This is a genomic window from Streptomyces clavuligerus, assembly GCF_005519465.1.
Taxonomy (GTDB): Bacteria; Actinomycetota; Actinomycetes; order Streptomycetales; family Streptomycetaceae; genus Streptomyces; species Streptomyces clavuligerus.
This window is the reverse complement of record NZ_CP027858.1, coordinates 4,625,500-4,649,982: the sequence shown is the minus strand read 5'-3', so window position 1 is coordinate 4,649,982 and position 24,483 is coordinate 4,625,500. Positions and strand designations below refer to the sequence as shown.

Sequence of the window (24,483 nt, the reverse complement as noted above, 5' to 3'; positions counted from 1 at the left end):
CTCAGCCCTTCCCCAGCAGCAGCCGGGCCTCGCCGACCGTGATCACCGACCCGGTCACCAGCACCCCGGCACCCGCGTACTCGGCCTCCTCCTCGGCGAGCGTGACCGCCGCCTCCAGGGCCTCGTCCAGCCGGGGTTCGACCACCACCCGCTCCTCGCCGAAGACCTCCACGGCCAGCGCCGCCAGCGCGTCCACGTCCAGGGAGCGCTCGCTGGAGTTCCGGGTGACGACGATCTCCGCGAGGATCGGCTCGAACGCTTCGAGCAGCCCCCGGACATCCTTGTCGCCGCTGGCGGCGACGACGCCGATCAGCCGGGAGAAGTCGAACGCCTCGGTGACCGCCTCGGCGGCGGCCCGGGCGCCCGCCGGGTTGTGGGCCGCGTCCAGCACCACGGTGGGGCTGCAGCGGACCACCTCCAGACGGCCCGGGGAGGAGACCGACGCGAACGCGGTACGGACGACCTCCACGTCCAGCGTGCGGGCGTGCTGGGCGCCGATGCCGAAGAACGCCTCGACCGCGGCGAGCGCCACGACCGCGTTGTGCGCCTGGTGGGCCCCGTACAGCGGGAGGAAGATCCCCTCGTACTCGCCGCCGAGGCCGCGCAGGGTCAGGAGCTGGCCGCCGACCGCGACCTCCCGCGAGACGATGCCGAACTCCATGCCCTCACGGGCCACGGTGGCGTCGACCTCGACGGCCTTCTTCAGCAGCACCTGCGCCGCGTCCACCGGCTGCTGGGCCAGGATGACCGTCGCGTCCTGCTTGACGATCCCGGCCTTCTCGGAGGCGATCTCGGCGGGCGTGGCGCCCAGCCGGTCCGTGTGGTCCAGCGAGATGGGCGTGACCACCGCGACGGAGGCGTCGATGACATTGGTGGCGTCCCAGGCGCCGCCCATGCCGACCTCGACGACCGCGACATCGACCGGGGCGTCCGCGAACGCCGCGTACGCCATACCGGTCAGCACCTCGAAGAACGACAGCCGGTGCTCCTGCGCGGCGTCCACCATCTCGACATACGGCTTGATGTCCGCGTAGGTGGCGATGAACCGCTCGGCGTCGATCGGCGCGCCGTCCAGGCTGATCCGCTCGGTGACGGAGTGGATGTGCGGGGAGGTGTAGCGGCCGGTGCGCAGCTCGAACGCGGAGAGCAGGGCCTCGACCATGCGGGCCGTCGACGTCTTGCCGTTGGTGCCGGTGATGTGGATGGACGGGTACGAGCGCTGGGGCTCGCCCAGGACGTCCATCAGGGCCTCGATCCGGGCCAGCGAGGGGTCGAGCCTGGTCTCGCCCCAGCGGCCCGCGAGGTCGGCCTCGACCGCGCGCAGCGCCTTGTCCACCTCGGGGTCTGCGGGGCGGGACGGGACCGCGTCCGCCCCGGGCGCCCCGGTACGGGCGCGCAGGGTACGGCTTCCGGCCTCGATCACCGCCAGATCGGGGTCACGGTCGGTCTCGGCCGCCACGATCTCGTCGAACTCGTCGAACTCGTCGAAGGGGCCGGGCTCCGCGGGATGCTCACTCACGGGGTCCAGTCTAGGGTCCGGGCACTCCGCGGCCTCTTCGGGCTCACCCTCCCGGGCGAGCGGGGGGTTTCCCCGGGGTGCGGGGCGCCCCGGGGGCGGCGGGCGGCGGGGGCTCCGCGGCCCGCGGGCGCGGGTGTCCCAGGGGGTCGGGCGCCCCAGGGGTACGGGCAGCCCGGGGGGGCGCGGCACCTCAGGGGGTGCGGCACGTCGGGGGGTACGGGCACCCCAGGCAGTACCGGCGTCTCAGGGGGTGCGGGCCGCCGAGCCCTCCCCCATCCACCAGCGGCCGGGTTCGGGGCGCAGCCAGCCCGCGGGCAGCAGGGCGAGCACCTCGTAGCTCCCCGAGTCGGCGTCGGCGCGCGCCGTCAGGGTGCCGCCCATCGAGCGCACCCGTTCCCGCATGGAGAAGGTGCCGGTGCCGCTGGAGACGGGTTCGGTGGACGGCGCGGACTGCGGCAGCGCGTTCCGGGCGACGATCCGCAGCCGGGAGCCCTCCAGTCCGATGGCGACGGTGACCGGCTCCCCGGGGGCGTGCTTGGCCGCGTTGATCAGGCACTCCTGGACCACGCGGTAGACGGCCGTCTGGCGCAGCGGGGAGAGCCGGCTGGCGTCCGCGCCGATCCGCAGGGTCACCGGGCTGCCCAGCCGGCCGCTCTCCTCGGCCAGCGCGGGCAGGCCCTCCAGGCCGGGGGTGGCGGTGCGCTCGTCGGCGCGGTGCACGATCGTGTCGTTGAGCATGAGGTGGGCCCGCCGGGCGGTGTCCGCCAGCTCCTCGAAGTTCTTCTCCTGCGGGGTGCCCCGGGCCCGTACGGAGAGCACCTCGGCCCGGACCGCGAGGACGGTCAGCTCCCGTCCGACGAGGTCGTGGACGTCCCGCGCGACCGATATCCGTTCGTCGCGCACGGCCTGGAGGGCGGCGGTCTCGGCCCGGCGGGCCTCCAGTTCGCGGACGAGGTCGTGCCGGTAGGCGGCGACGCCGACGCCGGAGGCCAGCACCCCGACCGGGACGATCAGGCTGAGGAAGTCGCCGAGGGAGCCCGCGTGGTGCTCGGGCCAGCCCGGCAGATGGAAGAGGACGAAGGCGACGAGGACATAGCCCGCGGTCGAGAGCACACCCGCGCGGCGGCCCCGGAACCGGCCCAGGGAGTAGAGCGCGAACTGCGCCAGGGTCAGTTCGTGCAGCCAGGCCAGGAGCAGCAGGGCCACCCCGTAGGGCAGCCAGGGGGCCCGCCGCCGCACCAGCAGGGACGCGGCCCCGGCGGTGAGCACCAGGGTGGCGGTGAGGCTGGTGAGACGGTTGTCGCCGTCGGCGAGGCCGGGTACGTCGAGGACCATCAGCGCGAGACAGCCGATCGCCGTGATCACGTCGACCGCGCGCGGGGACGTGGTCCAGCGCTGCGCGTATCTGCGGCTCACCGCGACGAGGCGGCGCCGCCCGTACGACGCGGTCGTGAGCTGCATGCCCCCATCATCCAGGGCCGGTCCCCGGCCCCTCACAGGGGGTGGCGGGCCGGTCCCCGGGAGCGGCCGGGAACGGCCGAAGGCCCCGGCGGGTGCGCCGGGGCCTTCGGACAGGGTCAGCTCCCTCTCACGCCTCGGGGAGGCGGGAGAGCTGGGCGGTGATCCGGTCGATGTCCTCCTGGGCCCGCTCCAGCCGGGTGCGGATCTTCGCGACGACCGGCTCGGGCGCCTTGGCGAGGAAGGCTTCGTTCCCCAGCTTGGCCTCGGCCTGCTGGCGCTCCTTCTCGGCCGCCGCCAGGTCCTTCGCCAGCCGCTTGCGCTCGGCGGCGACATCGATGGTGCCGGAGAGGTCCAGCGCCACCGTGGCCCCGGCCACCGGCAGGGTCGCCGTGGCGCTGAAGCCCTCGCCCTCGGGCTGGAGCCGCAGGAGCTGGCGGATGGCCGCCTCGTGCGGGGCCAGGCCGGTGCCGTCGAGGCCGAGGCGGGCCGGGACCTTCTGGCCCGGCTGGAGCCCCTGGTCGCTGCGGAAGCGGCGGACCTCGGTGACGACCCGCTGGACCAGCTCGATCTCCCGCTCGGCGGCCTCGTCGCGGAAGCCGCTGTCCACCGGCCACTCGGCGGTGACCAGCGTCTCCTTGCCGGTGAGGGTGGTCCACAGGGTCTCGGTGACGAACGGGACCACGGGGTGCAGCAGTCGCAGCGTCACATCCAGGACCTCCCCGAGGACCCGCGCGGAGACCTGGGCCTGCTCGCCGCCCTCGAAGTACGTCGTCTTGGACAGCTCGACATACCAGTCGAAGACCTCGTCCCAGGCGAAGTGGTAGAGGGAGTCGGAGACCTTGGCGAACTGGTAGTCGTCGTAGAAGGCGTCGGCCTCGGCCACGGTCCGGTTCAGCCGGGACAGGATCCAGCGGTCGGCCGCCGACATCTTCTCGGCGGGCGGCAGCTCGCCCTCGACGGTCGCGCCGTTCATCAGCGCGAAGCGGGTGGCGTTCCAGATCTTGTTGGCGAAGTTGCGGGACGCCTGGACCCAGTCCTCGCCGATCGGGACGTCCGCGCCCGGGTTGGCGCCGCGCGCGAGGGTGAAGCGGACGGCGTCGGAGCCGTACGCGTCCATCCAGTCCAGCGGGTCCACCGAGTTCGGGTTGGACTTGGACATCTTCTTGCCGTGCTCGTCGCGGACGAGTCCGGTCAGGGCGATGGTGTGGAACGGCGGCTCGCCGTCCATCGCGTACAGACCGAACATCATCATCCGGGCGACCCAGAAGAAGATGATGTCGTGGCCGGTGAGCAGGACATCGGTGGCGTAGAACTTCTCCAGGTCCGGCGTCTGCTCGGGCCAGCCGAGGGTGGAGAAGGGCCACAGGCCGGAGGAGAACCAGGTGTCGAGGACGTCCTCGTCCTGGGTCCAGCCCTCGCCGGTGGGCGGCTGCTCGTCGGGGCCGACGCAGACGACCTCGCCGTTCGGCCCGTACCAGACGGGGATGCGGTGGCCCCACCAGAGCTGGCGCGAGATGCACCAGTCGTGCATGTTGTCGACCCAGTCGAAGTAGCGCTTCGACAGCTCGGCCGGGTGGATGGCGACCTTGCCGTCCCGGACGGCGTCGCCCGCGGCCCGGGCCAGCGGGCCGACCTTGACCCACCACTGGAGCGAGAGCCGGGGCTCGATGGTGGTGAAGCAGCGGGAGCAGTGGCCCACGGAGTGGACGTAGGGGCGCTTCTCGGCGACGACGCGGCCCTGCTCGCGCAGCGCCTCGACGATCGCGGAGCGCGCCTCGAAGCGGTCCAGACCCTGGAACGGGCCGGGGACGGTGATCACCCCGCGCTCGTCCATGATCGTGAGGGATTCCAGCTCGTGCCGCTGCCCGATGGCGAAGTCGTTCGGGTCGTGCGCCGGGGTCACCTTGACGGCGCCGGTGCCGAACTCGGGGTCGACATGGGCGTCCGCGACGACCGGGATGGTCCGGGCGGTCAGCGGGAGCTTGATCCGCTTGCCGATCAGATGGGCGTAGCGGGGGTCCTCCGGGTGGACGGCGACGGCGGTGTCGCCGAGCATCGTCTCCACCCGGGTGGTGGCGACGACGACGGTCTCGTCGCCCTCGCCGTACTTCAGCGAGACCAGCTCGCCGTTGTCGTCCTGGTACTCGACCTCGATGTCGGAGATCGCGGTGAGACAGCGCGGGCACCAGTTGATGATGCGCTCGGCGCGGTAGATCAGCTCGTCGTCGTAGAGGTTCTTGAAGATGGTCTGGACGGCCCGGGACAGGCCCTCGTCCATCGTGAAGCGCTCACGGCTCCAGTCGAGCCCGGCGCCGAGGCGGCGGAGCTGACCGAGAATCCGGCCGCCGTACTCGTCCTTCCACTGCCACACCCGCTCCGTGAAGGCGTCCCGGCCCAGGTCGTGGCGGGACTTGCCCTCCTCGGCGAGCTGCTGCTCGACCTTGTTCTGGGTGGCGATGCCCGCGTGGTCCATTCCGGGGAGCCACAGGGTCTCGAAGCCCTGCATCCGCTTCCGCCGGGTGAGGGCGTCCATCAGGGTGACCTGGAAGGCGTGTCCCAGGTGGAGGGCGCCGGTGACATTCGGCGGCGGGATGACGATGGTGTACGGCGGCTTCTCGCTCGTGGCGTCCGCCGTGAAGTAACCGCGCTCCACCCAGCGCTCGTACAGCTTCCCCTCTACCTCGGCCGGCGCGTACTGGGTCGGCAGTTCGGGGTTGCTGGCTGGCGTCTGCTGAGTTTTCTCGGTCACGCGCACATTTTAGAGGTGTCACGGCGCCGTACTGAAACAGGAAAGTTCCGTAACGGTGTGACCCCCACCGCTTCGACGGGCCCCGCCCTGGGTCAGGATGTTCGAACAAGATAAAGATCTGGAGGGGAACCCAGAAATGAGCCATAACGAGGCGGGCCCTTACGGCGGAGCGCACCAGCAGCCCGGCCCGTACGGCGGGCCGGGGCCCTATGGCCTGCCGCCTCAGACCCCCCAGCAGGGATACGGCCACTCCCCCCAGCCCGGTTACGGCCACTCCCCGCAGCAGCCGGAGCCGGGCTACGGCTATCCGCAGCAGATGCCCGGCCACGGGTATCCGCAGGGCGCCGGGGTCCAGTCCCCTCCGGGCGTGCCGCCCCAGCCGGGCGCCGGGCCCAACCCCTACGCCCAGCAACCGGGGCCGAACCCGTACGCCCAGGAGCCGGGGCAGCCGCAGCCGAACCCGTACGCCCAGCCGCAGCAGCCGGGCGGCTGGGGTCCGCCGCCGGGGCAGCCCGGGGTGTACTCGACGCCGCAGTACCCCGGCGAGGTGCCGTACCCGCCGTCGGGCGGCGGCAACCGGAAGAAGACCCTGGCGATCGTCGGCGCGGCCGTGGTCGCCCTCGCGGTGGTGGCCGCCGGTGCCTATCTGGTGCTGAACGGCGGCGACGGCGGCAGCGCGGTCTCGTCCGCCACCAAGGGGTACAGGCTGACCCCGCCCGCGACGGTGGCGGAGTTCGAGCGCAAGGAGCTGCGCGACGACAAGCGGATGGGCGACGCGGACCGCGAGGAGGCCAGGAAGATCGGCATCAGGAACCCCCAGGAGGTCCAGGCCGAGTACCAGGCGGGCTCCCCGGCCGAGCCGCTGAAGCAGCGCATACTGGTGGTGAACGGTGTCTGGGGCGAGATCGACGACCCCGAGCGGACCATCGACCGGCACTTCGCCCTCGCCGAGAACGACGTGGCCGAGACGGGGGGCACCAAGGTCAAGCTGACGGGCACGGCGAAGTCCGTCTCCCCCGCGGGGCTCGACGGCGCCGTGATGAAGTGTCAGAAGGCCATCTTCACCCCGGGCGGGGCCAACGCCTCCCTGTCGAAGAACTGGGAGGTCCCGATCTGTGCCTGGGCCGACCACAGCACCGTCGCCACGGTGATCGCCCTCGATCTGGCCACCATGATGGGCGGTCAGGGCGAGTTCACCGAGGAGTCGCTCGCCGCCCTGGCCGCCAAGCTGCACGCCACGGGCCGGACCAAGGTCTGACCACGGCCACCGCGCCCGTCCCGTGGGGACGGACGCGGTGGCCGGTACGGGACGGCCGGGACGACCGGCACAACGGAGAAGGGGCGCCCCCGAGCGGGGGCGCCCCTTCCGTGATCCGTCGCGGCTCAGGCCGACTTCTCGTGCCGTCCGTCGTTCTTGACGATCCTCGGCACCAGCGTCGGATTGACGTTGTTGCGCACCACGTCCGCTGTGATGACGACCCGGGCCACGTCCTTGCGGGAGGGCACCTCGTACATCACCGACTGGAGGACCTCCTCCATGATGGCGCGCAGTCCGCGGGCGCCCGTGCCGCGCAGGATCGCCTGGTCGGCGATGGCCTCCAGGGCGGGGCGGTCGAAGTCCAGCTCCACACCGTCGAGTTCGAAGAGCCGCTGGTACTGCTTCACCAGCGCGTTGCGCGGCTCCACAAGGATCTTCAGCAGTGCCTCGCGGTCCAGGTTGTGCACGGAGGTGATGACGGGCAGCCGCCCGATGAACTCGGGGATCATCCCGAACTTCACCAGGTCCTCCGGCATGACCTCCTGGAACTGGTCGCTGGCCTCGATCTCCCGCTTGGAGCGGATCGTGGCGCCGAAGCCGATGCCCTTGGCCCCCGCCCGGGACTCGATGATCTTCTCCAGACCCGCGAACGCGCCGCCCACGATGAACAGGACGTTGGTCGTGTCGATCTGGATGAACTCCTGGTGCGGGTGTTTCCGTCCGCCCTGCGGCGGCACCGAGGCGGTGGTGCCCTCCAGGATCTTCAGCAGCGCCTGCTGCACACCCTCGCCGGAGACATCACGGGTGATCGACGGGTTCTCGCTCTTGCGGGCGACCTTGTCGATCTCGTCGATGTAGATGATCCCGGTCTCGGCCTTCTTGACGTCGTAGTCGGCCGCCTGAATCAGCTTCAGCAGGATGTTCTCGACATCCTCGCCGACATAGCCCGCCTCGGTGAGCGCGGTCGCGTCGGCGATGGCGAACGGGACGTTGAGCATCCGGGCGAGGGTCTGCGCCAGCAGGGTCTTGCCGGAGCCGGTGGGGCCCAGCAGCAGGATGTTGGACTTCGCCAGCTCGATGGCGTCCTCACGGCCCTGCGCGCCGCCGGTCTCCCCCGCCTGGACCCGCTTGTAGTGGTTGTACACCGCGACGGAGAGAGCTTTCTTCGCGGGCTCCTGCCCGACCACATAGCCTTCGAGGAACTCGTAGATCTCACGGGGCTTGGGCAGTTCCTCCCAGCGCACCTCGGAGGACTCCGCCAACTCCTCCTCGATGATCTCGTTGCAGAGGTCGATGCACTCGTCGCAGATGTACACACCGGGGCCTGCGATGAGCTTCTTCACCTGCTTCTGGCTCTTTCCGCAGAACGAGCACTTGAGCAGGTCGCCGCCATCACCGATGCGTGCCACGAGGTGCTTCCCCTTCGCCTGGGAGCGGCTTGGTGCAGCCGACTCCTGGTGCCTCATATCCGACGGTACCTTGCCGGGGCCCGTGTTCGGGCCCCCCTTGGCGCGGTTCACAAGGTCGTGATCCGCGCCAAGGGCTGCGCGCCGGTCAGGCAGCCGCCGCGGCCGTGCTCTTGCGGGTGGAGACGATCTGGTCGATGAGACCGTACGCCAGCGCGTCCTCAGCGGTGAGGATCTTGTCGCGCTCGATGTCGTCGCGGACCTTCTCGATCGGCGTGGTGGAGTGCTTGGCCAGCATCTCCTCCAGCTGCACCCGCATCCGCAGGATCTCCTTGGCCGCGATCTCCAGGTCCGAGAGCTGCTCCCGGCCGGTCTGCGAGGAGGGCTGGTGGATCAGGACCCGCGCGTGCGGCAGGGCCATCCGCTTGCCCGGCGTACCGGCGGCGAGCAGGATCGCGGCGGCGGAGGCCGCCTGGCCCATGCAGACCGTCTGGATGTCGGGCTTGACGAACTGCATCGTGTCGTAGATGGCCGTCAGCGCGGTGAACGAGCCGCCCGGGCTGTTGATGTAGATCGAGATGTCCCGGTCGGGGTCCATCGACTCCAGGCAGAGGAGCTGCGCCATGACGTCGTTGGCGGAGGCGTCGTCGATCTGCACGCCGAGGAAGATCACGCGCTCTTCGAAGAGCTTCGCGTACGGGTCGTACTCGCGCACGCCCTGCGAGGTGCGCTCGACGAAGCGCGGGACGACATAGCGGCTGTCCGGCTGCGGGCCGGTGTAGAGACCGCTCGCGGAAAAGTTGCTCATGGTGGTGTTCTCTCGTCCCTTCGGTGTTCCGCGGGGAGCTTCAGCGGGCTTCCCGCGGAACTGGATGGCTGGAGGTCTGGGGCCGGGCAGCCGGGTCAGGCTCCGGTGCCGCCGCCGCCCGGAACGCCCGAAGCAGCCGTGATGATCTCGTCGATCAGGCCGTACTCACGGGCCTCCTCGGCGGTGAACCAGCGGTCGCGGTCACCGTCGCGGATGATCGCCTCCACGGTCTGGCCGGAGTGCCGGGCGGTGATCTCCGCCATGCGCTGCTTGGTACGGAGCAGATACTCGGCCTGGATCTTGATGTCGGAGGCGGTGCCGCCGAGTCCGGCCGAGCCCTGGTGCATCAGGATGTCGGTGTGGGGCAGCGCGAAGCGCTTGCCGGGGGTGCCGCCCGTGAGCAGGAACTGGCCCATCGAGGCCGCCATGCCCATACCGATCGTCACCACGTCGTTCGGGATGTACTGCATGGTGTCGTAGACCGCCATGCCCGCCGTCACCGAGCCGCCGGGGCTGTTGATGTACAGGAAGATGTCCTTCTCGGGGTCGGCGGCGAGAAGCAGCATCTGCGCGGTGATCTTGTTGGCGATGTCGTCGTCGACCTGCTGGCCGAGGAAGATGATGCGCTCGCCGAGCAGCCGGCTGTAGACCTGGTCACCGAGGCCACCGAGGGACGGCTCTCCGGCGAGGTAAGGCATCGGATTCGTCACGTATCCACCTGCTCGTCTCTGACGGCCTGCCTGCCGTCGTCAGCGTCTGTGTCGCCGGGGCTGTCTGCTCCCCGGGGCTGGGGCCGGGTACTCCCCCGCCCTCGTATCCATGGACCCTAACGCGCAGGTCGGACAACGCCATCCCGGTTCCCGAACTGTTCGCTCGGAGCGCAAGGTGCGCACGGGAGGGTTGAGCGGGGTGTCCGACGGGATCGCGGCGGGCCGCGGCGCGGTCGGGGAGGGCCCGGGGGCGCGCCCCCGGGGACGGGACAGGGCCCGGACGCGAGTGGCGTCCGGGCCCTGTGCGCACGGCTGCGCGGGTGGGAGAACGGCCGGGGCGAACGGGCCCCGGCCGGTCCGGCGGCTCAGGCCCCCGGCTTCTCCTCGCCCTTGGCCTCGTCGCCGTCGACCACGGACTCGACCGTCTCGGCGGCGGCCTCGACCGTCTCGTCCTCGTCGTCCGACATGTCGACGGTCTCACCGTTGGTGTCGACCACCTTGGCGGACTCGACGACCAGGGCCAGCGCCTTGCCGCGGGCGACCTCGCCCACGAGGACCTGGACCTGGTTGCCCTCGACGACCGCCTTGGCGAACTGGTCGGGGCTCATGCCGGAGGAGGCGGCACGGCGCATCAGGTGCTCCGTCAGCTCCTCCTGGTTGACGTTGAGCTGCTCCTTGGAGACCAGCTCGTCCAGGATGAACTGGGTCTTGATGCCCTTGACCGCGGCTTCCTGGGTCTCGGTGTCGAACTCCTCCTGGCTCTTGCCCTGGATCTCCAGGTACTTCGCCAGGTCGAGGCCCATCTGGCCGAGCTGGTGGTGCTCCAGGTTGTGCTTGCGGGTGTTGACCTCGTCCTCGAGCAGCTTCTCGGGCATCGGGATCTCGACCAGCTTCAGCAGCTCCTCCAGCACCCGCTCCTGCGCCTGGGTGGCCTGGTCGTACTGCTTCATGGTGGTGAGGCGCTTGCGGCTGTCCGCCTTCAGCTCCTCCAGCGTGTCGAACTCGCTCGCGAGCTGCGCGAAGTCGTCGTCCAGCTCGGGAAGCTCACGCTGGGCGACCGCGGTGACCTTCACGGTGACCTCGGCGTCCTTGCCGGCGGCGGAGCCGCCCTTGAGCTGGGAGGTGAAGGTGGCCTCGCCACCGGCCTCCAGGCCCTTCACGGCCTCGTCGATGCCGTCCAGCAGCTCACCGGAGCCGATGGTGTAGCTGACGCCCTCGGCGACGCCGTCCTGCAGCACCTCGCCGTCGACCTTGGCCTCCAGGTCCACGGTGATCACGTCACCGTCACCGGCGGCGCGCTCGACCGGGGTGGTGGACGCGAAGCGCCCGCGCAGCTCCTCGACGGCCTTCTCGACGTCCTCGTCGGTGACCTCGATGGCGTCGACGGTGATCTCGATGCCGGAGTAGTCCGGGATCTCGATCGTCGGGCGGATGTCGACCTCGGCGGTGAAGTTCAGCGTCTCGCCGTCCTTCAGCTCGGTGATGTCGACCTCCGGCTGGCCCAGCGGGCTGATCTCAGCCTCGTTGACCGCCTCGGTGTAGAGCTTGGGAAGGGCGTCGTTGACGGCCTCCTCCAGCACCGCACCGCGGCCGAACCGCTGGTCGATGACCCGGGCCGGGATCTTGCCCTTACGGAAGCCCTTGACCGTGACCTGCTGGTTGATCTTCTTGTACGCCGCGTCGAGGCTGTCCTTGAGCTCCTCGAAGGGCACCTCGACAGTGAGCCGAACCCGGGTCGGGTTCAGGGTCTCCACGGCGCTCTTCACGGTTCGGTCTCCTTGATGGCTGATTCCTGGGTTCTGCCGCGGGTCGCCGCAGAGACGGCGGCACAACGGCCGAGCGTGCCCGGACGTCGTCGTGGTCGTCTCACTCGGTCGGACGCATCGCCGAACACACGCGGGCACGTAGTTTGCATAGTAGCCGCATGCGGAAGGAGCCCCACAACGCGATCTTCGGCGGGGGCGTCAGAGGTGCTGGTCGGGGTGGCCGGATTCGAACCGACGACCTTCCGCTCCCAAAGCGGACGCGCTACCAAGCTGCGCCACACCCCGTCGGTGCGAGACGTAGGGTACATGCTCGGCGCGGTCCCGGCGGCCGGATTTCCGGGCGTACGGCGGTGGACCGCCCGAGCCCCGCCCACCGCGGGGCGCGCGGCGGGTGCCGGCGTGCGAAGGGGGTGTGCGACCGCCGCCCGCGACCCGCTACGATGCTCCTCGTACCGCGGTCGTGAGGGCCGTCGCCCCAGGGTCCGCGTGTACGAACCGTGCGGGCGTAGCTCAATGGTAGAGCCCTAGTCTTCCAAACTAGCTACGCGGGTTCGATTCCCGTCGCCCGCTCCATGTGTGGCCGTGGGCCCGATCGGTATCCCCGATCGGGCCCACGGTCTTTTTCTTCGGCCTGAGAAGTCCCAGAAGCCTCGGAAGCCTCAGAAGCTGATGTCGTTGATCGCCTGCGCTATCGAGTTGAGCGTGCGCTCGATGGGCGGGGCCAGGCCGGACGAGGCCAGGAAGAAACCGAACAGTATCGGGACGATCGACGTACCGCCCTTGATCTGCCCCGAGCGGATCATGATCACGAGGATGATGCCCAACAGCACCACGACTGACAGTGAAATGGCCACGACTGATCACACTCTCGCTCGGTCTCCACCGGCCGGGACCCCTGCCGCGCACACCCCGCCTCGCAGCAATCGTGCCACCAACCGGGGCCGCTCATTCCCCGTCGGACGATCCGTCACAGGCGGAATCACGCCATCCGGATGGCGTCCGCCGCCACCCGTCCACCGCGCCGCCACCCCGGGGACCGTCCCGCGGACCGGGCTGGGGGCCGGCCCGCGGACCGGCCCGGGGACCGGCGCGGGGAAATACAGCGACGGAATACGCGGAAAAAGTTTCCGGGTCACCACACCACGGTCACGAGAAATTCAAACACGGCGGCAGGGTCGATGACCCAGGGTGAATATCTCAATCAATATGCCCAATTTAAGATGGATTAATAGGAGCATAGCGGACAGTTCGGTATGGCTGAGCCTTGTCCTGTGAATTCACCGGCAGCGGGCCCGCACATTCCCTTCGGCGCGTTTACGCATTCCCTGGACGCGGCTAGGGTGCCTCGAATGTTCCACGCTCCGCTCGGATATCGCAGGGCACCGGGACCGAAGGCCCGGGAGCCCGCCGTCAGCCCTCCCCCGTCCCCGGGGCAACCACCCCCGGCGCAGCCGTCCGCCACCCCGCGGACGGGCCGCGACCCCTTCTTCGACAACGCGAAATACCTGGCGATCGTGCTGGTGGCGGTCGCCCACGCCTGGGAGCCGGTGATGGAGGGCAGCCGCGCCACCCGGGCGCTCTACCTCCTCGTCTACACCTTCCACATGCCCGCGTTCATCCTTGTCTCGGGCTATTTCTCCCGGAGTTGGACCGGCGACCCGCGCCAACTGCGGCGGCTGCTGACCACGGTGGCCCTGCCCTATGTGGTCTTCGAGACCGTCTACTCCCTCCTCCGCCGCTGGGCGGACGACACCCCCGAGCAGCCGATCTCCCTGCTGGACCCCTTCTATCTGACCTGGTTCCTGGCGGCGCTCTTCATCTGGCGGCTGCTGACCCCGCTGCTGCGGCAGCTCCGCCGTCCGCTGGCGGCCGCCCTCGCCGTCGCCGCGCTGGCCTCGGTCACCCCCGGGATCGGCGCCGATCTGAACCTTCAGCGGGTGCTCCAGTTCCTCCCGTTCTTCGTGCTCGGGCTGGTGCTGCGGCCCGAGCACTTCCAGCTCGTGCGCCGCCGGGAGACACGGATACTGGCGCTGCCGCTGTTCGCGGCGGCCCTGGGCCTCGCCTACTGGGTGGCGCCCCGGGTGCGGCTCGACTGGATCTACCGCTCGTCCAGCGCCCAGGAGGCGGGGGCGCCCTGGTGGGGCGGGGTGGTCGCGACCCTCGTCCTGTTCGTTCTGGGGACGCTGCTGACGGCCGGGTTCCTGGCCTGGGTGCCGCGGCGGCGGACCTGGCTGACGGCCCTCGGGGCCGGGACGGTCTGCGGCTATCTGCTGCACGGGCTGCCGCTGAAGGCCGCGGAGTACGGCGGGCTCTTCGAGGCCCTGCCGCAGCTCGGCGAGCCCGTCGGCCTGGTGCTCGTGAGTCTGCTGGCCGCCGCCGGGGTGACGCTGATGTGCACCCCGCCGGTGCGGCGGGCGCTGCGCTGGGCGACCGGGCCCGAGCTGCGCTGGGCCTTCCGCCGGGACGCCGCCGAGCTGGGGCCGGTCCCCGGTGCGGGGGACCGGCCCCGCACCGGGTACGGGTTCTAGGGAGTGTCGAGCTTCAGCAGTTCCCGGGTCCTCGCGTACTTCGCGGTGAGCCGGGCCCGGGTCACCTCGTCCAGCAGGGCGAGCCGGTCCGGGGCGCTGTTGCTCGCGAGGTCGGCCTCCTTCACGAGCCGTGCCCCGGGGGTCTCCAGGATGCGCCGCGTGTAGGACTCCAGGTCCTCGTCCTCACCCCGGGTGAGGGCGAGGACCATGTCCTTCACGGACTGCGGCAGCCGTACCTCCCGCAGCCACTCCAGGGAGAGCCGGTGGTCCTCGACGGTGTCGTGCAGCCAGCCCGCGGCGATCTGCTCGGCACTGCCGCCCCGGGCCCTGACCCCTTCGGCCACCTCGGCTATGTGCCGGGTGTAGGGCCGTCCCGCCTTGTCGAGCCGGCCGGAGTGCGCCCGCAGGGCGATGGCCTCGACCTCCGCCAGACTCCACGTCTGCCGCATATCCCCGACGGTAGATCCGAATCCGCCGGTCCGCCCGGTGCGGCCGTCGCCCCGGGGACGGTCGGCGACCACCCCGAGCCCGCTCTCCCGGGGGTGTCCGCGCCGTCCGCCGACCCGGGTCCTGCCGCCCGCGGCCAGCACCAGGACGGGCGCGACGCCCACCAGCAGCCCCGCCTTCCGGGCGGCCCCGAGGGCGGCCCTCACCCGGCTCAGCATCGGACCGACGACGCGGAGTCGCTCTCGGCCCGCGTCACGTTCACCCGGTACCCGTCGGGCATCGGGTGGGCGCCGCCGCCCTGGCCCATGTGCTCCCACCAGGTGCAGGTCCGGCCGGTGTCGTTGGACCAGGAGGACATCACGTCGTTGACGTCGTAGGCGACGGTGCCCAGGTCGACGAGGCTGTCACCGGCGCTGATGGCGCTGCCCCCGCCGATGGAGCCGAAGTCCCGGTACAGGCAGAGGGCGTCCTGGGGGCAGGCCCGGCCGGAGAAGATCCTGGCGTACGCGGCCGAGGGGTCCGGGCCCGCGGGTACGGCGACCCGGGCGGCCTCGGCGGCGTGGGCCGCGGCGATCGGGGTGGCGAGGGACAGGGCCACCGCCAGGGCGGCGAAACGGCGCACGGATACCTCCTGAGCATCCTGAGGAGACGGGGGACGAGCGGGCGCGGGCCCCGGCCGTCGGCGGCCGGGGCGGGTCCGTCGCTCATCCGCACGGACCACGGAGCGGGCCGGACGCGGTGACGATCCCCACAGGGCACGCCGTGAACCGGGGCCCCGGTCGGGCCGTGAGCGGGCGCGGCCCCCGTTCCGTCCCCTCCGGTGGGTCAGCCGGTGCGGCGCAGCCGGTAGAGCTGGCGCGATCCGCCCTCCGGGCCGGGGTCCGCCGCCGGTCCCGGGGTGAAGCCGAGACGTTCGTAGAAGACACGGGCGCCGCTGGTGACGGCGCCGGGGTGGTCGGCGCCGAAGGTGATGACCTCGACGGTGGCCGGGGCCGGGGCGAAGCGTTCCAGCGCCCGGGCCAGCAGGGCCCGGCCGACCCCGGTGCCGCGGGCCCGTTCGGAGATCACCAGCCAGTCGACATGGTGGACGGGGCCCTCGGCGGACTCGCGGTCGGGGGACGGCCGGTCGACGGGCACGGCCGGACCGCGGGCGCCGTCCGGGCCGGGGACGGCGGCAGGGCCCGGGACGGGGGCAGAGCCAGGGCCGGGGGCAGGGCCAGGGCCGGGGCTGTCGGCGGCCGGGGCGAAGAGCAGTCCGCCGACAAGGGCTCCGTCGGCCGTCTCCGCGACCAGGGCGGTGGAACGCCCGAGATGGGTGCGCAGGGCCCGGTGGAAGCCCGGTTCCGCCACCATCGGGCCGAACCAGTGCTCGACCTCGGCGGCCAGTTCCAGCAGCCCCGCGAAGTCGCTCTCCCCCGCCGTGCGGATTCTCGTACCGGTGATCATCCCGGCATGATGGCATCCGCCCCGCCGGGCGCCGGCGGGGCGGACGTGGTCCCGGGGGTCCGCGGGGGTGTGGCGCCTCAGACCCCGCCGGGGGCGGGGGTGCGGCCGGGCAGGGCGCGGGCGAGCAGTGAGGAGCGTCCGGCGCTCAGCGGTCCGAGGACCGCCAGCAGCAGGACGTATCCCGCGATGAACGGGGAGAGCCGGGCGTCGAGCCCCGCTCCCGCCGCCATGGTGGCGAGGATGAGCGCGAACTCGCCCCGTGCCAGCAGGGTGGTGGAGATATTGGCGGCGGGCCCGGGGCCGAAGCCGTAGATCCGCGCGGCGGCCAGCCCGGCGAGCACGTTCATCGCCAGGGTGAGGGCGACGGCGGCGAGCACCGGCCAGAGCACACCGGTCAGGTCGCCCGGGTCGATCGAGAGGCCGAAGGCGAAGAAGAAGATCGCGCCGAAGGCGTCCCGGAGCGGGTGGACCAGCTTGCGGATGCGCTCGCCCGACGTGGTGGAGCCGAGCATCAGACCGACCATGAAGGCGCCGATGGCGTCGGCGACGCCGAACCACTCGGAGACCCCGGCCATGAAGACGGCCGCGCCCAGGAAGGAGATGACGAGGAGTTCGTCGTCGCGGGTGGCGATGAGCCGTCCCACCAGCTTGGTGCCGTAGCGGGCGGCGAGCGCCAGCAGCAGCAGGAAGCCGAACGCCTTGCCGCCGTCCAGGACGGCCGCCGCGAGGCTGTCGGCGCCGGAGAGGATGGGCTGGAGCGCGGCGAGGTAGAGGGCGAGGAAGACGTCCTCGACGACGATGATGCCGAGGATCGGCTTGGTCTCGGGGTTGCCGATGCGGCCGAGGTCGACCAGGACCTTGGTGACGATGGCCGACGAGGAGATGCCGAGGACTCCGGCGAGCACCAGCGCCTCAGAGGTACCCCAGCCGAGCGCGAAGCCGAAGCCGAGTCCGGCGCCGACGTTGAGCAGGAGATAGGTCCCGCCCGCGAGGGCCATCCTCCTGCCGCCGGACTTCAGGTCGTCCAGATGGAACTCCAGGCCCAGGTAGAAGAGGAGCAGGACGAGGCCGAGGGCGGAGAGCATCTCCAGGTCGTGCGGGTCCGACAGGAGCACGATGCCGGGCGTGTGCGGGCCGAGGAGGATTCCGGCCAGGATGAACAGGGGGATCGTCGGCAGGCCGATCCGGCCGCCGACGCGGGCGAGCAGGGCGGCGGCGAGGAAGGCGCCGCCCATGGCGATGAGGGTGTCTGCGTGTCCGATGGGCTCGTCCTCACGTCTGTGGTGGTCACTGACAACGGGGGTGCGTCAAGAGGGCGTCAAAGAACCGTAAAGGAACCGTCAGTAATTAGGGTAACAAATAATTGACTGAGCAAGTAAGTGGGGGTGGAGGGCTTCCCTCCGGAACCTCTGCGGGACCTGCGGCCGGACCAGCGGCCGGGGTCGGTCGCCGGGGTCGGCGGCCGGAATCGGGGTCGGCGTACCCGGTCGCCGGCCCGGGAGAACGGGGCCCGGGCCGGCGGATGGAGGGGCGCGGCCCGGTCAGCGGACCGGGAAGGCGATCGCGCAGACCTCGTCCTCCGGAGCGGCCGGCGCCCAGTCGGCGAAGTAGATCTCGCGGCCCGGCCCCACACGTTCCAGACCCTGGTCGAGGGCCCACTGGGCCACGGCGTCGTAGACGGGGAGCATCCGGGGGTAGACCATCAGGGACTTGGTCACCCGGGCGGCGGCGAGCCGGCGGGGCGGTTCCGGCCGGGCGGACATGGCGCCCGCGTCCGGCTCGGCGGGGGCCGCGGTGGCGCGGTGGACGGCCGCCCGGGCCGACGGCACATCGGCGGCGACCGGGAGACAGACCTCGGCGGGGCTGTCGCTCTCCTCGGAGACCTCCCCGTGGTAGACGACGAACGGCGGGCCCGCCGCCCCTCCGCAGCTCTCCGCGAGGGCGTGCAGCCGCTCGCAGGAGCGCGGTATCCACCGTGGCAGCTCCCCCGCGAGCACCCTCCGGCGCTCGGTGAGCACGGTGTGCCCGGCGGTTTCGGTGAGGGTCACCTCGTACATGTCCTGGCTCCTTCCTGACAGTCGGTCCTGGAGGAGACCCGCCACCGCCCGCTGCGCGGCGAACCGCTCCTCGGCGGCCGACCAGTGGGCGGCGACCGCGTCGGCGGCCTCGGGCCCCGGCAGCTCGACGACCTCGGCGATCCGCGCCAGCGGCATGTCGAGCCTGCGGAGCAGCACCACCAGCCGGGCGCGGTCCACCTGGTCCGGGTCGTACCAGCGGTAGCCGGTGGCCTCGTCCACCCGGCGCGGGGTGAGCAGACCGAGCCGGTCGTACAGACGCAGCGCCTTGGGCGAGAGCCGGGCCCGCCGGGCGAAGGCGCCGATGGTGAGCTGTTCCACGGTGTCTTCCTCCGCCGCGCACTCTGGGGGCTGCCCCAGGGACAAGGTCAACGGGTCGCCGCCCCCGGCGGGGCCGGGCCCGGGGACGGTCAGGCGTCGCGGGTGAGGATCAGCAGCGCGCGGTCGTCGTTGACGTCCTTCGCGACGGCCTCGATCAGATGCCAGGCGGCTCCGGCGAACCCGGCCGGGACATAGCGGTCGGCCTCGCCGGTGAGCCGGTCCATGCCCTCGGTGAGATCGCGTTCCGGCGACTCCACCAGGCCGTCGGTGAACAGCATGAGGACATCGCCGGGGCGCAGCGCCCCCTTGACCGGGTCGAACGCGGCGCCGTCGTAGACGCCGAGCAGCGGTCCCTCCGCGCTCTTCTCCTCCCAGCAGCCGGTGCCGGCGTTGAGCTGGAGGGCGGGGAGATGGCCCGCGGAGAGGAGTTCGTAGTCGCCGGAGTCCAGGTCGAGGACGAGATGGATGGAGGTGGCGAAGCCCTCGTCCCAGTCCTGGCGGAGCAGATAGCCGTTGGCGGCGGGCAGGAAGCCGTGCGGCGGCAGCGAGCCCAGGAGGCCGCCGAAGGCGCCGGAGAGCAGCAGGGCGCGGGAGGCGGCGTCCATGCCCTTGCCGGAGACGTCGGTGAGGACGACCTCCAGGGTGCGTCCGCCGTTGGTCCGGGCGGCGACCACGAAGTCCCCGGAGAAGGACTGGCCGCCCGCGGGCCGCAGGGCCATCTCGTGGTGCCAGCCCTGGGGCAGCCCGGGCAGGGCGCTCTGTACCCGGATGCGTTCGCGCAGGTCGAAGAGCATGGTTCCGCCGCGCCGCCAGGGCACGCCGACCCGGGCCCGGAACTGGGCGATCAGCAGCCCGAAGAATCCGCAGGCGGCCACCACGAGCACCGTGCCGGGTGTGACCCGCGCGGGGCCGAGGGTATAGGGACCGAGGGCGACCGTCTCGACGATCAGCCCGGCGGCGCAGGTGGCGTAGAGGCCGAGCAGGCTCGCCGGGCGCAGCAGCAGGGCTCCCGCCACGATGGGCAGGACGAGCGCGGCCGGTGAGATCCACTCGGGGAGCACGATCGTCCCCAGGGTGAAGGCCGGGACGGTCAGCAGCAGTCCGGCGAGGGCGAGGGTGTCCGAGCCGTCGCCGCGGAAGTAGTCGACGGCGGACTTGCGCAGCGCGACACGGACCCGGTGTGCCGACTTCCGCCACCGTGCCTTGATCGAATCCACTCCGCCGCCATGACCCATTGTCGTGTGACCTTATCGATCCATCGCCCTTTCGTGCAGAGGGACCCCTGCGGCAGTGCGGTCAAAAGGGGATCACTGTATCGATGTATCGACTGATAGTCATGGCATATGACACATGCACGGGGCGCAGGGTTGCCTCTGTCGGACCGTGCCGGTCGGAGCCGGTCGGAGCTGGTCAGAGCTAGTCGGAGCCAGTCGGCAACGAGCGGACATCCGGCCGGAATCCGGCCGGGACCAGCCGGAGCCGCGCCCGCGGGGCCCGCGCCGGGTGTTGCGCGGGGCGGTCCCGACCGCCGTCCGGCGCGCCGTCCCTGACACCGGGTCACCGCCGTGCGCCCGCGCCCTGAATTCGCTCGCCCCGCCCGGTGGCGCCTGGTAGGGATGGCATATGACCACTGAACCGCGCGTTCTGCGCGCCACCGAATGGGACGACTGGTACGCCAGTCTGGAGCTGGCCTTCGGTGGGGTTCCGCTGCCCGCCGAGAAGCGTGAGCTGTACCGGGAGATCACCGATGTCGAGCGCTCGCTCGGCGTCTGGGACGGCGGGGAGCCGGTGGCCACCGCGGGGTCGCTGGGGTTCGAGGTCACCGTGCCCGGGGGCGGGCGCGCGCGGATGGCGGGCATCACGATGGTCAGCGTCGCCTCGACGCACCGCAGGCGGGGGCTGCTCACCGCGATGATGCGGCGCCAGCTCGACGACCTCCGCGCCTGGGGCGAGCCACTGGCGGCCCTCTACGCCTCCGAGCCGGGCATCTACGGGCGATTCGGCTACGGCGCGGCGACCCGGCTGCTGCGGGCCGAGATCGACACCGACCGGGTACGGCTGTCCACGCTGCCGGAGGGCACCGACGAGGTGCGGCTCCGCCGGGTGCCGGTGCCCGCCGACGCGCTGGCGGAGTGCGAGGCCGTCTACGCGGCGCACCTCCCCACCCGCCCGGGGATGATCGCCCGGCTCCCCCACTGGGACCGGCTGTTCGTGCTGGACCCGGCGGCGGAACGGGGCGACAGCTCACCGCTCCAGTGCGTCCTGGCCGAACGGGACGGCGCGGTCACCGGCTATGTCCGCTATCGCGTCCGGGCCGCCTGGGACGAGGCGGGCCCCAAGGGAAAGGTCGAGGTCCAGGACTTCTACGGCATGGACCCCGCCTCGTACGCGGCGCTGCTGCGCCACCTCTGCGGGATCGATCTCACGTCCACCGTGGTCCTGGACGACCGGCCGGTGGACGACCCCTGGCAGCATCTGGTCTCGGACATACGCCGCTGCCGGGTCCGGAGCAGCGACGGTCTGCACATCCGGCCGGTGGAGGTGGGCGCGGCGCTGGCGGCGCGTGCCTACAGCGCCCCCGTGGACGTGGTCCTGGAGGTGGCGGACGCCTTCTGTCCCTGGAACACGGGCCGCTGGCGGCTCTCCGGCGACAGCGGCGGCGCGGTCTGCGAGCGCACCGCCGACCCGGCCGACCTCTCCCTGTCGGTACGGGAGCTGGGCGCGGCCTGTCTGGGCGGGGTGCGGCTGGTCTCCCTCGCCGACGCGGGCCTGGTGCGGGAGGAGCGCGCGGGGGCCCTGGCGGCGGCGGACGCGGCGTTCGTGTCGGCGCGGGCCCCGTGGGGATCGCATATGTTCTGACGGTTCCCGGCCGCCGGACGGCGTGGTCAGCGCCGCTGGCAGGCGGGGCACCAGAAGAGGTTGCGGGCGGCCAGCCCGGCGGTACGGACCTCCGTGCCGCAGACATGGCACGGGCGCCGGTCCCGGCGGTAGACGTACACCTCGCCGCCGTGGTCGTCGACGCGCGGGGGACGGCCCATCGCCTCGGGCATGTGCTCGGGCCGGACGGTGTCGATCCGGTTGTTCCGGACGCCCTCGCGCATCAGCTCCACCAGGTCGGCCCAGATCGCGTCCCACTCGGCGCGGGTGATGTCGCGGCCCGCGCGATAGGGGTCGATACCCAGCCGGAACAGCACCTCGGCGCGGTACACATTGCCCACCCCCGCGATGATCTTCTGGTCCAGCAGCAGCGCCGCGACGGTCGTCCGGGAGCGGGAGAGCCGGGCCCAGACCCGGTCGGGGTCGTCGTCCGGGCGCAGCGGGTCGGGGCCGAGCCGCTCATGCACGGCGGTCTTCTCGCCGTCGGTGATCAGCGCGCAGGTGGTGGGGCCGCGCAGATCGACATGGGCCTTCGGGGTGGTGAGCCGGAGCCGGACGGTGTCCGTGGGCGGCGGCGCGGGGGCGTCGCCGAAGTCGACCTTGCCGAAGAGGCCGAGGTGGATATGGACCCAGCCGAGGGCGCCGAAGCCGAGGAAGAGATGTTTGCCGTGGGCCTCGGCGTCCGTCAGCGGCTGCCCGTCGAGGAGGGCGGCGGCGTCGGAGAACTTGCCCTGTGGGCTGCTCACCCGTACCGGCCGGTCCAGGAAGCGGGCGCGGTGGTCCTCGGCGAGGCGGTGGATCGTATGCCCTTCGGGCACGGCGGGCTCCCCATCGGACGAGAGGCGGACGGACGGCGGCGGGACGGCGGGACGGCGCCCGCTCGCCGCCCCGGTGGCGCACGGACGGCGGGGCAGCGGGACGGTGCCCACTCGCCGTCCGGGTGGCGGGCGGCGCGGCGACGGCAGACGACGACGGCCGCCCCGGTGGACGCGGGAGGCGCGCGGTGCCCCGGTGGCCCCGCGCGCCTCCCGTACCCGTTCCGGATCGGGCCGGATCAGCCCTGCGGGTGGTGGGCCGGGATCGGGGGCAGCTCGCCCGTCGTCTCGTACGCGGAGAGCATCGCGATCCGGCGGCTGTGCCGCTCCTCCTGCGAGTACGGCGTGTTGAGGAAGATCTCCACGAACTTCGTGGACTCCTCCGGCGTATGCATCCGGCCGCCGATGGCGATGACGTTGGCGTCGTTGTGCTCACGGCCGAGCGCCGCCGTCTGCTCGCTCCAGGCGAGGGCCGCGCGGACGCCCTTGACCTTGTTCGCGGCGATCTGCTCGCCGTTGCCGGAGCCGCCGATCACGATGCCCAGGCTGGTGGGGTCGGCGGCGGTCCGCTCTGCGGCGCGAAGGCAGAACGGCGGGTAGTCGTCCTGCGCGTCATAGATGTGGGGGCCGCAGTCGACGGGCTCGTGGCCATGGGCCGTCAGCCACTCGACGAGGTGGTTCTTCAGTTCGTAGCCCGCATGGTCGGAGCCGAGGTACACACGCATGTTCCGAGTGTGGCACGGGAGCGGCCGGGTATCAGTCAGCGGGGTCAGCCCCCGTCCGAGAACAACGCCGTTCCCGACCTAAGGAATCCACCATGACATCCCAGGACACCCTGTCAATGGAAGGTGGGCAGCCCGATGAACCGCCCAAGTCGCAGTCAGCGGAGTCCGGCGGTGACAGTCTGCGGGCGGGACTCAAGAACCGTCATCTCTCCATGATCGCGATCGGCGGGGTGATCGGGGCGGGGCTCTTCGTGGGCTCGGGCTCGGGCATCCACGCCGCCGGGCCCGCCATCCTGCTCTCCTACGCGCTGGTCGGCGTCATGGTCGTGCTGGTGATGCGGATGCTCGGGGAGATGGCGGCGGCGCACCCCGCGTCGGGTTCGTTCTCCGAGTACGCCGACCGCGGGCTGGGCCGCTGGGCCGGGTTCTCGATCGGCTGGCTCTACTGGTTCTTCTGGGTCGTGGTGCTGGCCGTCGAGGCCACGGCGGGCGCCGTGATCCTGGAGGGCTGGATTCCGTCGGTGCCGCAGTGGGCCTGGGCGCTGATCGTGATGGTGGTGCTGACCGCGACCAATCTGGCGTCGGTGGGGTCGTACGGGGAGTTCGAGTTCTGGTTCGCGGGGGTGAAGGTGGTGGCGATCGCCGCCTTCGTCGGCGTCGGGCTGCTGGCGGTCTTCGGGCTGCTGCCGGGCTCGGACAACCCGGGGAAGGGGCTCGCCCATCTCACCGACACCGGGGGCTTCTTCCCCGAGGGGTACGGGGCGGTCCTCACCGGGGTGCTGATGGTGGTCTTCTCGTTCATGGGGAGCGAGATCGTGACCCTGGCGGCGGGCGAGTCGGCCGATCCGCAGCGGGCCGTGACCAAGGCGGTCAACAGTGTGATCTGGCGGATCGCGGTCTTCTATCTGGGCTCGATCTTCGTGGTGCTGACCCTGCTGCCCTGGAACGACCCCGCGATCACCCAGGACGGCTCCTATGTGGCCGCGCTGAACTCCATCGGCATTCCGCACGCCGGGGAGATCATGAACGTCATCGTGCTGACGGCGGTGCTGTCCTGTCTGAACTCCGGGCTCTACACGGCCTCCCGGATGGCGTTCTCGCTGGGCAGGCGGGGTGACGCGCCGGCCGCCTTCGCCCGGACGGACTCCCGCGGGGTGCCGCGCGCGGCGATCTGGGCCTCGGTCCTCTTCGGCTTCGTCGCCGTCTTCTTCAACTACCGCTGGCCCGACACCGTCTTCGCCTTTCTGCTGAACTCCTCGGGCGCGGTCGCCCTCTTCGTCTGGCTGGTGATCTGCTGCACCCAGCTCAGGATGCGGGGCATCATCCTGCGCGAGACGCCGGAGCGGCTGGTGGTGCGGATGTGGCTGTTCCCGTATCTGACCTGGGCCACGATCGGGATGATCGTGTTTGTCCTCGTCTATATGCTCTTCGACGACACCGGGCGTGAGCAGGTGCTGCTGTCCCTGCTGGTGGCGGCCGTGGTGGTGGCGATCGCACTGCTGCGGCAACGGAGCAGGTCCCGCGCCGCCTCCTGACCCACGGCGAGCCTCCTGACCCACGCCGGCAGAGCGC

General features: G+C 71.6%; 20 protein-coding genes and 2 tRNA genes. 5 read left to right on the top strand and 17 right to left on the bottom strand.

Going from position 1 to position 24,483, the window contains the following annotated elements; translation table 11 throughout:
• Position 1 precedes the first annotated feature (1 nt).
• From folC to CRV15_RS19545, 3 genes are all read right to left on the bottom strand, one after another.
• Positions 2–1,519, bottom strand: coding sequence for a bifunctional tetrahydrofolate synthase/dihydrofolate synthase (gene folC / locus CRV15_RS19555; protein WP_003960458.1), 1,518 nt, complete (start codon positions 1,517–1,519; stop codon positions 2–4).
• 243 nt (positions 1,520–1,762) lie between these two features.
• Positions 1,763–2,980, bottom strand: a complete 1,218-nt coding sequence (locus tag CRV15_RS19550; protein WP_009996206.1) for a sensor histidine kinase — start codon at positions 2,978–2,980, stop codon at positions 1,763–1,765.
• A 127-nt stretch (positions 2,981–3,107) separates the two neighbouring features.
• A complete protein-coding gene (locus CRV15_RS19545; RefSeq protein WP_003957580.1) occupies positions 3,108–5,729 on the bottom strand; it encodes a valine--tRNA ligase in 2,622 nt (873 codons plus the stop codon).
• A gap of 136 nt (positions 5,730–5,865) precedes the next feature.
• On the opposite strand from CRV15_RS19545, the gene CRV15_RS19540 reads away from it, so the two are divergent.
• A complete protein-coding gene (locus CRV15_RS19540) occupies positions 5,866–6,987 on the top strand; it encodes a chromosomal replication initiator protein DnaA (RefSeq protein ID WP_009996209.1) in 1,122 nt (373 codons plus the stop codon).
• Positions 6,988–7,112: 125 nt separating this feature from the next.
• On the opposite strand, the gene clpX is transcribed toward CRV15_RS19540, so the two are convergent.
• The 5 genes from clpX to CRV15_RS19515 form a co-directional block, all read right to left on the bottom strand.
• Positions 7,113–8,396 carry an ATP-dependent Clp protease ATP-binding subunit ClpX gene (gene clpX, locus CRV15_RS19535; protein WP_003957582.1) on the bottom strand — a complete coding sequence of 428 codons (1,284 nt, stop codon included), beginning with the start codon at positions 8,394–8,396 and terminating at the stop codon, positions 7,113–7,115.
• A 145-nt stretch (positions 8,397–8,541) separates the two neighbouring features.
• The gene (locus tag CRV15_RS19530; RefSeq protein ID WP_003957584.1) at positions 8,542–9,201 is read right to left on the bottom strand and encodes an ATP-dependent Clp protease proteolytic subunit; all 660 of its coding nucleotides are present in this window, start codon (positions 9,199–9,201) and stop codon (positions 8,542–8,544) included.
• Positions 9,202–9,296: 95 nt separating this feature from the next.
• Positions 9,297–9,899: an ATP-dependent Clp protease proteolytic subunit gene (locus CRV15_RS19525; protein ID WP_003960463.1), complete on the bottom strand. Its 603-nt coding sequence runs from the start codon at positions 9,897–9,899 to the stop codon at positions 9,297–9,299.
• A 377-nt stretch (positions 9,900–10,276) separates the two neighbouring features.
• A complete protein-coding gene (gene tig / locus CRV15_RS19520) occupies positions 10,277–11,677 on the bottom strand; it encodes a trigger factor (protein WP_003957586.1) in 1,401 nt (466 codons plus the stop codon).
• A 208-nt stretch (positions 11,678–11,885) separates the two neighbouring features.
• Positions 11,886–11,962: transfer RNA gene (locus CRV15_RS19515), tRNA-Pro, on the bottom strand.
• A gap of 214 nt (positions 11,963–12,176) precedes the next feature.
• Here CRV15_RS19515 and CRV15_RS19510 point away from each other — a divergent pair.
• Positions 12,177–12,250, top strand: a tRNA-Gly gene (locus CRV15_RS19510).
• A gap of 86 nt (positions 12,251–12,336) precedes the next feature.
• Here CRV15_RS19510 and CRV15_RS19505 read toward each other — a convergent pair.
• Entirely contained in the window at positions 12,337–12,531 is a 195-nt protein-coding gene (locus tag CRV15_RS19505; RefSeq protein ID WP_003957588.1) for a hypothetical protein, read from the bottom strand.
• Positions 12,532–13,026: 495 nt separating this feature from the next.
• On the opposite strand from CRV15_RS19505, the gene CRV15_RS19500 reads away from it, so the two are divergent.
• Positions 13,027–14,205 (top strand): acyltransferase family protein, encoded by a 1,179-nt coding sequence (locus tag CRV15_RS19500; protein ID WP_009996212.1) that lies wholly within the window; start codon positions 13,027–13,029, stop codon positions 14,203–14,205.
• Here the strand turns inward: CRV15_RS19500 and CRV15_RS19495 are convergent.
• The 6 genes from CRV15_RS19495 to CRV15_RS19470 all read right to left on the bottom strand — a co-directional run bounded on the left by CRV15_RS19495 (position 14,202) and on the right by CRV15_RS19470 (position 19,729).
• Entirely contained in the window at positions 14,202–14,654 is a 453-nt protein-coding gene (locus CRV15_RS19495) for an HD domain-containing protein (RefSeq protein ID WP_029182921.1), read from the bottom strand. The two genes, CRV15_RS19500 and CRV15_RS19495, sit on opposite strands and share 4 nt — an antisense overlap.
• A gap of 209 nt (positions 14,655–14,863) precedes the next feature.
• Entirely contained in the window at positions 14,864–15,274 is a 411-nt protein-coding gene (locus CRV15_RS19490) for a peptidase inhibitor family I36 protein (RefSeq protein WP_003960468.1), read from the bottom strand.
• A gap of 203 nt (positions 15,275–15,477) precedes the next feature.
• Positions 15,478–16,098, bottom strand: a complete 621-nt coding sequence (locus CRV15_RS19485; RefSeq protein ID WP_003960469.1) for a GNAT family N-acetyltransferase — start codon at positions 16,096–16,098, stop codon at positions 15,478–15,480.
• 77 nt (positions 16,099–16,175) lie between these two features.
• Positions 16,176–17,333: a cation:proton antiporter gene (locus tag CRV15_RS19480; protein WP_003960470.1), complete on the bottom strand. Its 1,158-nt coding sequence runs from the start codon at positions 17,331–17,333 to the stop codon at positions 16,176–16,178.
• Between the two features lie 306 nt (positions 17,334–17,639).
• A complete protein-coding gene (locus tag CRV15_RS19475) occupies positions 17,640–18,494 on the bottom strand; it encodes a MerR family transcriptional regulator (protein WP_009996213.1) in 855 nt (284 codons plus the stop codon).
• Positions 18,495–18,583: 89 nt separating this feature from the next.
• Positions 18,584–19,729 carry a PP2C family protein-serine/threonine phosphatase gene (locus CRV15_RS19470; RefSeq protein WP_003960472.1) on the bottom strand — a complete coding sequence of 382 codons (1,146 nt, stop codon included), beginning with the start codon at positions 19,727–19,729 and terminating at the stop codon, positions 18,584–18,586.
• A gap of 388 nt (positions 19,730–20,117) precedes the next feature.
• Here CRV15_RS19470 and CRV15_RS19465 point away from each other — a divergent pair, with 388 nt between their 5' ends.
• A complete protein-coding gene (locus tag CRV15_RS19465) occupies positions 20,118–21,353 on the top strand; it encodes a GNAT family N-acetyltransferase (protein ID WP_003960474.1) in 1,236 nt (411 codons plus the stop codon).
• A 26-nt stretch (positions 21,354–21,379) separates the two neighbouring features.
• Here CRV15_RS19465 and CRV15_RS19460 read toward each other — a convergent pair whose 3' ends face one another.
• Together CRV15_RS19460 and CRV15_RS19455 are read right to left on the bottom strand one after the other, a co-directional pair.
• Positions 21,380–22,189, bottom strand: a complete 810-nt coding sequence (locus CRV15_RS19460) for an Fpg/Nei family DNA glycosylase (protein ID WP_009996215.1) — start codon at positions 22,187–22,189, stop codon at positions 21,380–21,382.
• Between the two features lie 236 nt (positions 22,190–22,425).
• Entirely contained in the window at positions 22,426–22,911 is a 486-nt protein-coding gene (locus CRV15_RS19455; protein WP_003960476.1) for a ribose-5-phosphate isomerase, read from the bottom strand.
• A 92-nt stretch (positions 22,912–23,003) separates the two neighbouring features.
• On the opposite strand from CRV15_RS19455, the gene CRV15_RS19450 reads away from it, so the two are divergent.
• On the top strand, positions 23,004–24,446 hold the full coding sequence (locus CRV15_RS19450; RefSeq protein ID WP_003960477.1) for an amino acid permease: 1,443 nt from the start codon (positions 23,004–23,006) through the stop codon (positions 24,444–24,446).
• Positions 24,447–24,483: the final 37 nt, after the last annotated feature.

Bases quoted from the DNA above. Each gene is read 5' to 3' on its own strand.
- CRV15_RS19550 (WP_009996206.1), bottom strand. From the start codon at position 2,980: ATGCAGCTCACGACCGCGTCGTACGGGCGGCGCCGCCTCGTCGCGGTG.
- CRV15_RS19540 (WP_009996209.1), top strand. From the start codon at position 5,866: ATGAGCCATAACGAGGCGGGCCCTTACGGCGGAGCGCACCAGCAGCCC.
- CRV15_RS19530 (WP_003957584.1), bottom strand. From the start codon at position 9,201: ATGAGCAACTTTTCCGCGAGCGGTCTCTACACCGGCCCGCAGCCGGAC.
- CRV15_RS19525 (WP_003960463.1), bottom strand. From the start codon at position 9,899: ATGCCTTACCTCGCCGGAGAGCCGTCCCTCGGTGGCCTCGGTGACCAG.
- CRV15_RS19500 (WP_009996212.1), top strand. From the start codon at position 13,027: ATGTTCCACGCTCCGCTCGGATATCGCAGGGCACCGGGACCGAAGGCC.
- CRV15_RS19495 (WP_029182921.1), bottom strand. From the start codon at position 14,654: ATGCGGCAGACGTGGAGTCTGGCGGAGGTCGAGGCCATCGCCCTGCGG.
- CRV15_RS19485 (WP_003960469.1), bottom strand. From the start codon at position 16,098: ATGATCACCGGTACGAGAATCCGCACGGCGGGGGAGAGCGACTTCGCG.
- CRV15_RS19480 (WP_003960470.1), bottom strand. From the start codon at position 17,333: ATGGGCGGCGCCTTCCTCGCCGCCGCCCTGCTCGCCCGCGTCGGCGGC.
- CRV15_RS19470 (WP_003960472.1), bottom strand. From the start codon at position 19,729: ATGGGTCATGGCGGCGGAGTGGATTCGATCAAGGCACGGTGGCGGAAG.
- CRV15_RS19465 (WP_003960474.1), top strand. From the start codon at position 20,118: ATGACCACTGAACCGCGCGTTCTGCGCGCCACCGAATGGGACGACTGG.
- CRV15_RS19455 (WP_003960476.1), bottom strand. From the start codon at position 22,911: ATGCGTGTGTACCTCGGCTCCGACCATGCGGGCTACGAACTGAAGAAC.
- CRV15_RS19450 (WP_003960477.1), top strand. From the start codon at position 23,004: ATGACATCCCAGGACACCCTGTCAATGGAAGGTGGGCAGCCCGATGAA.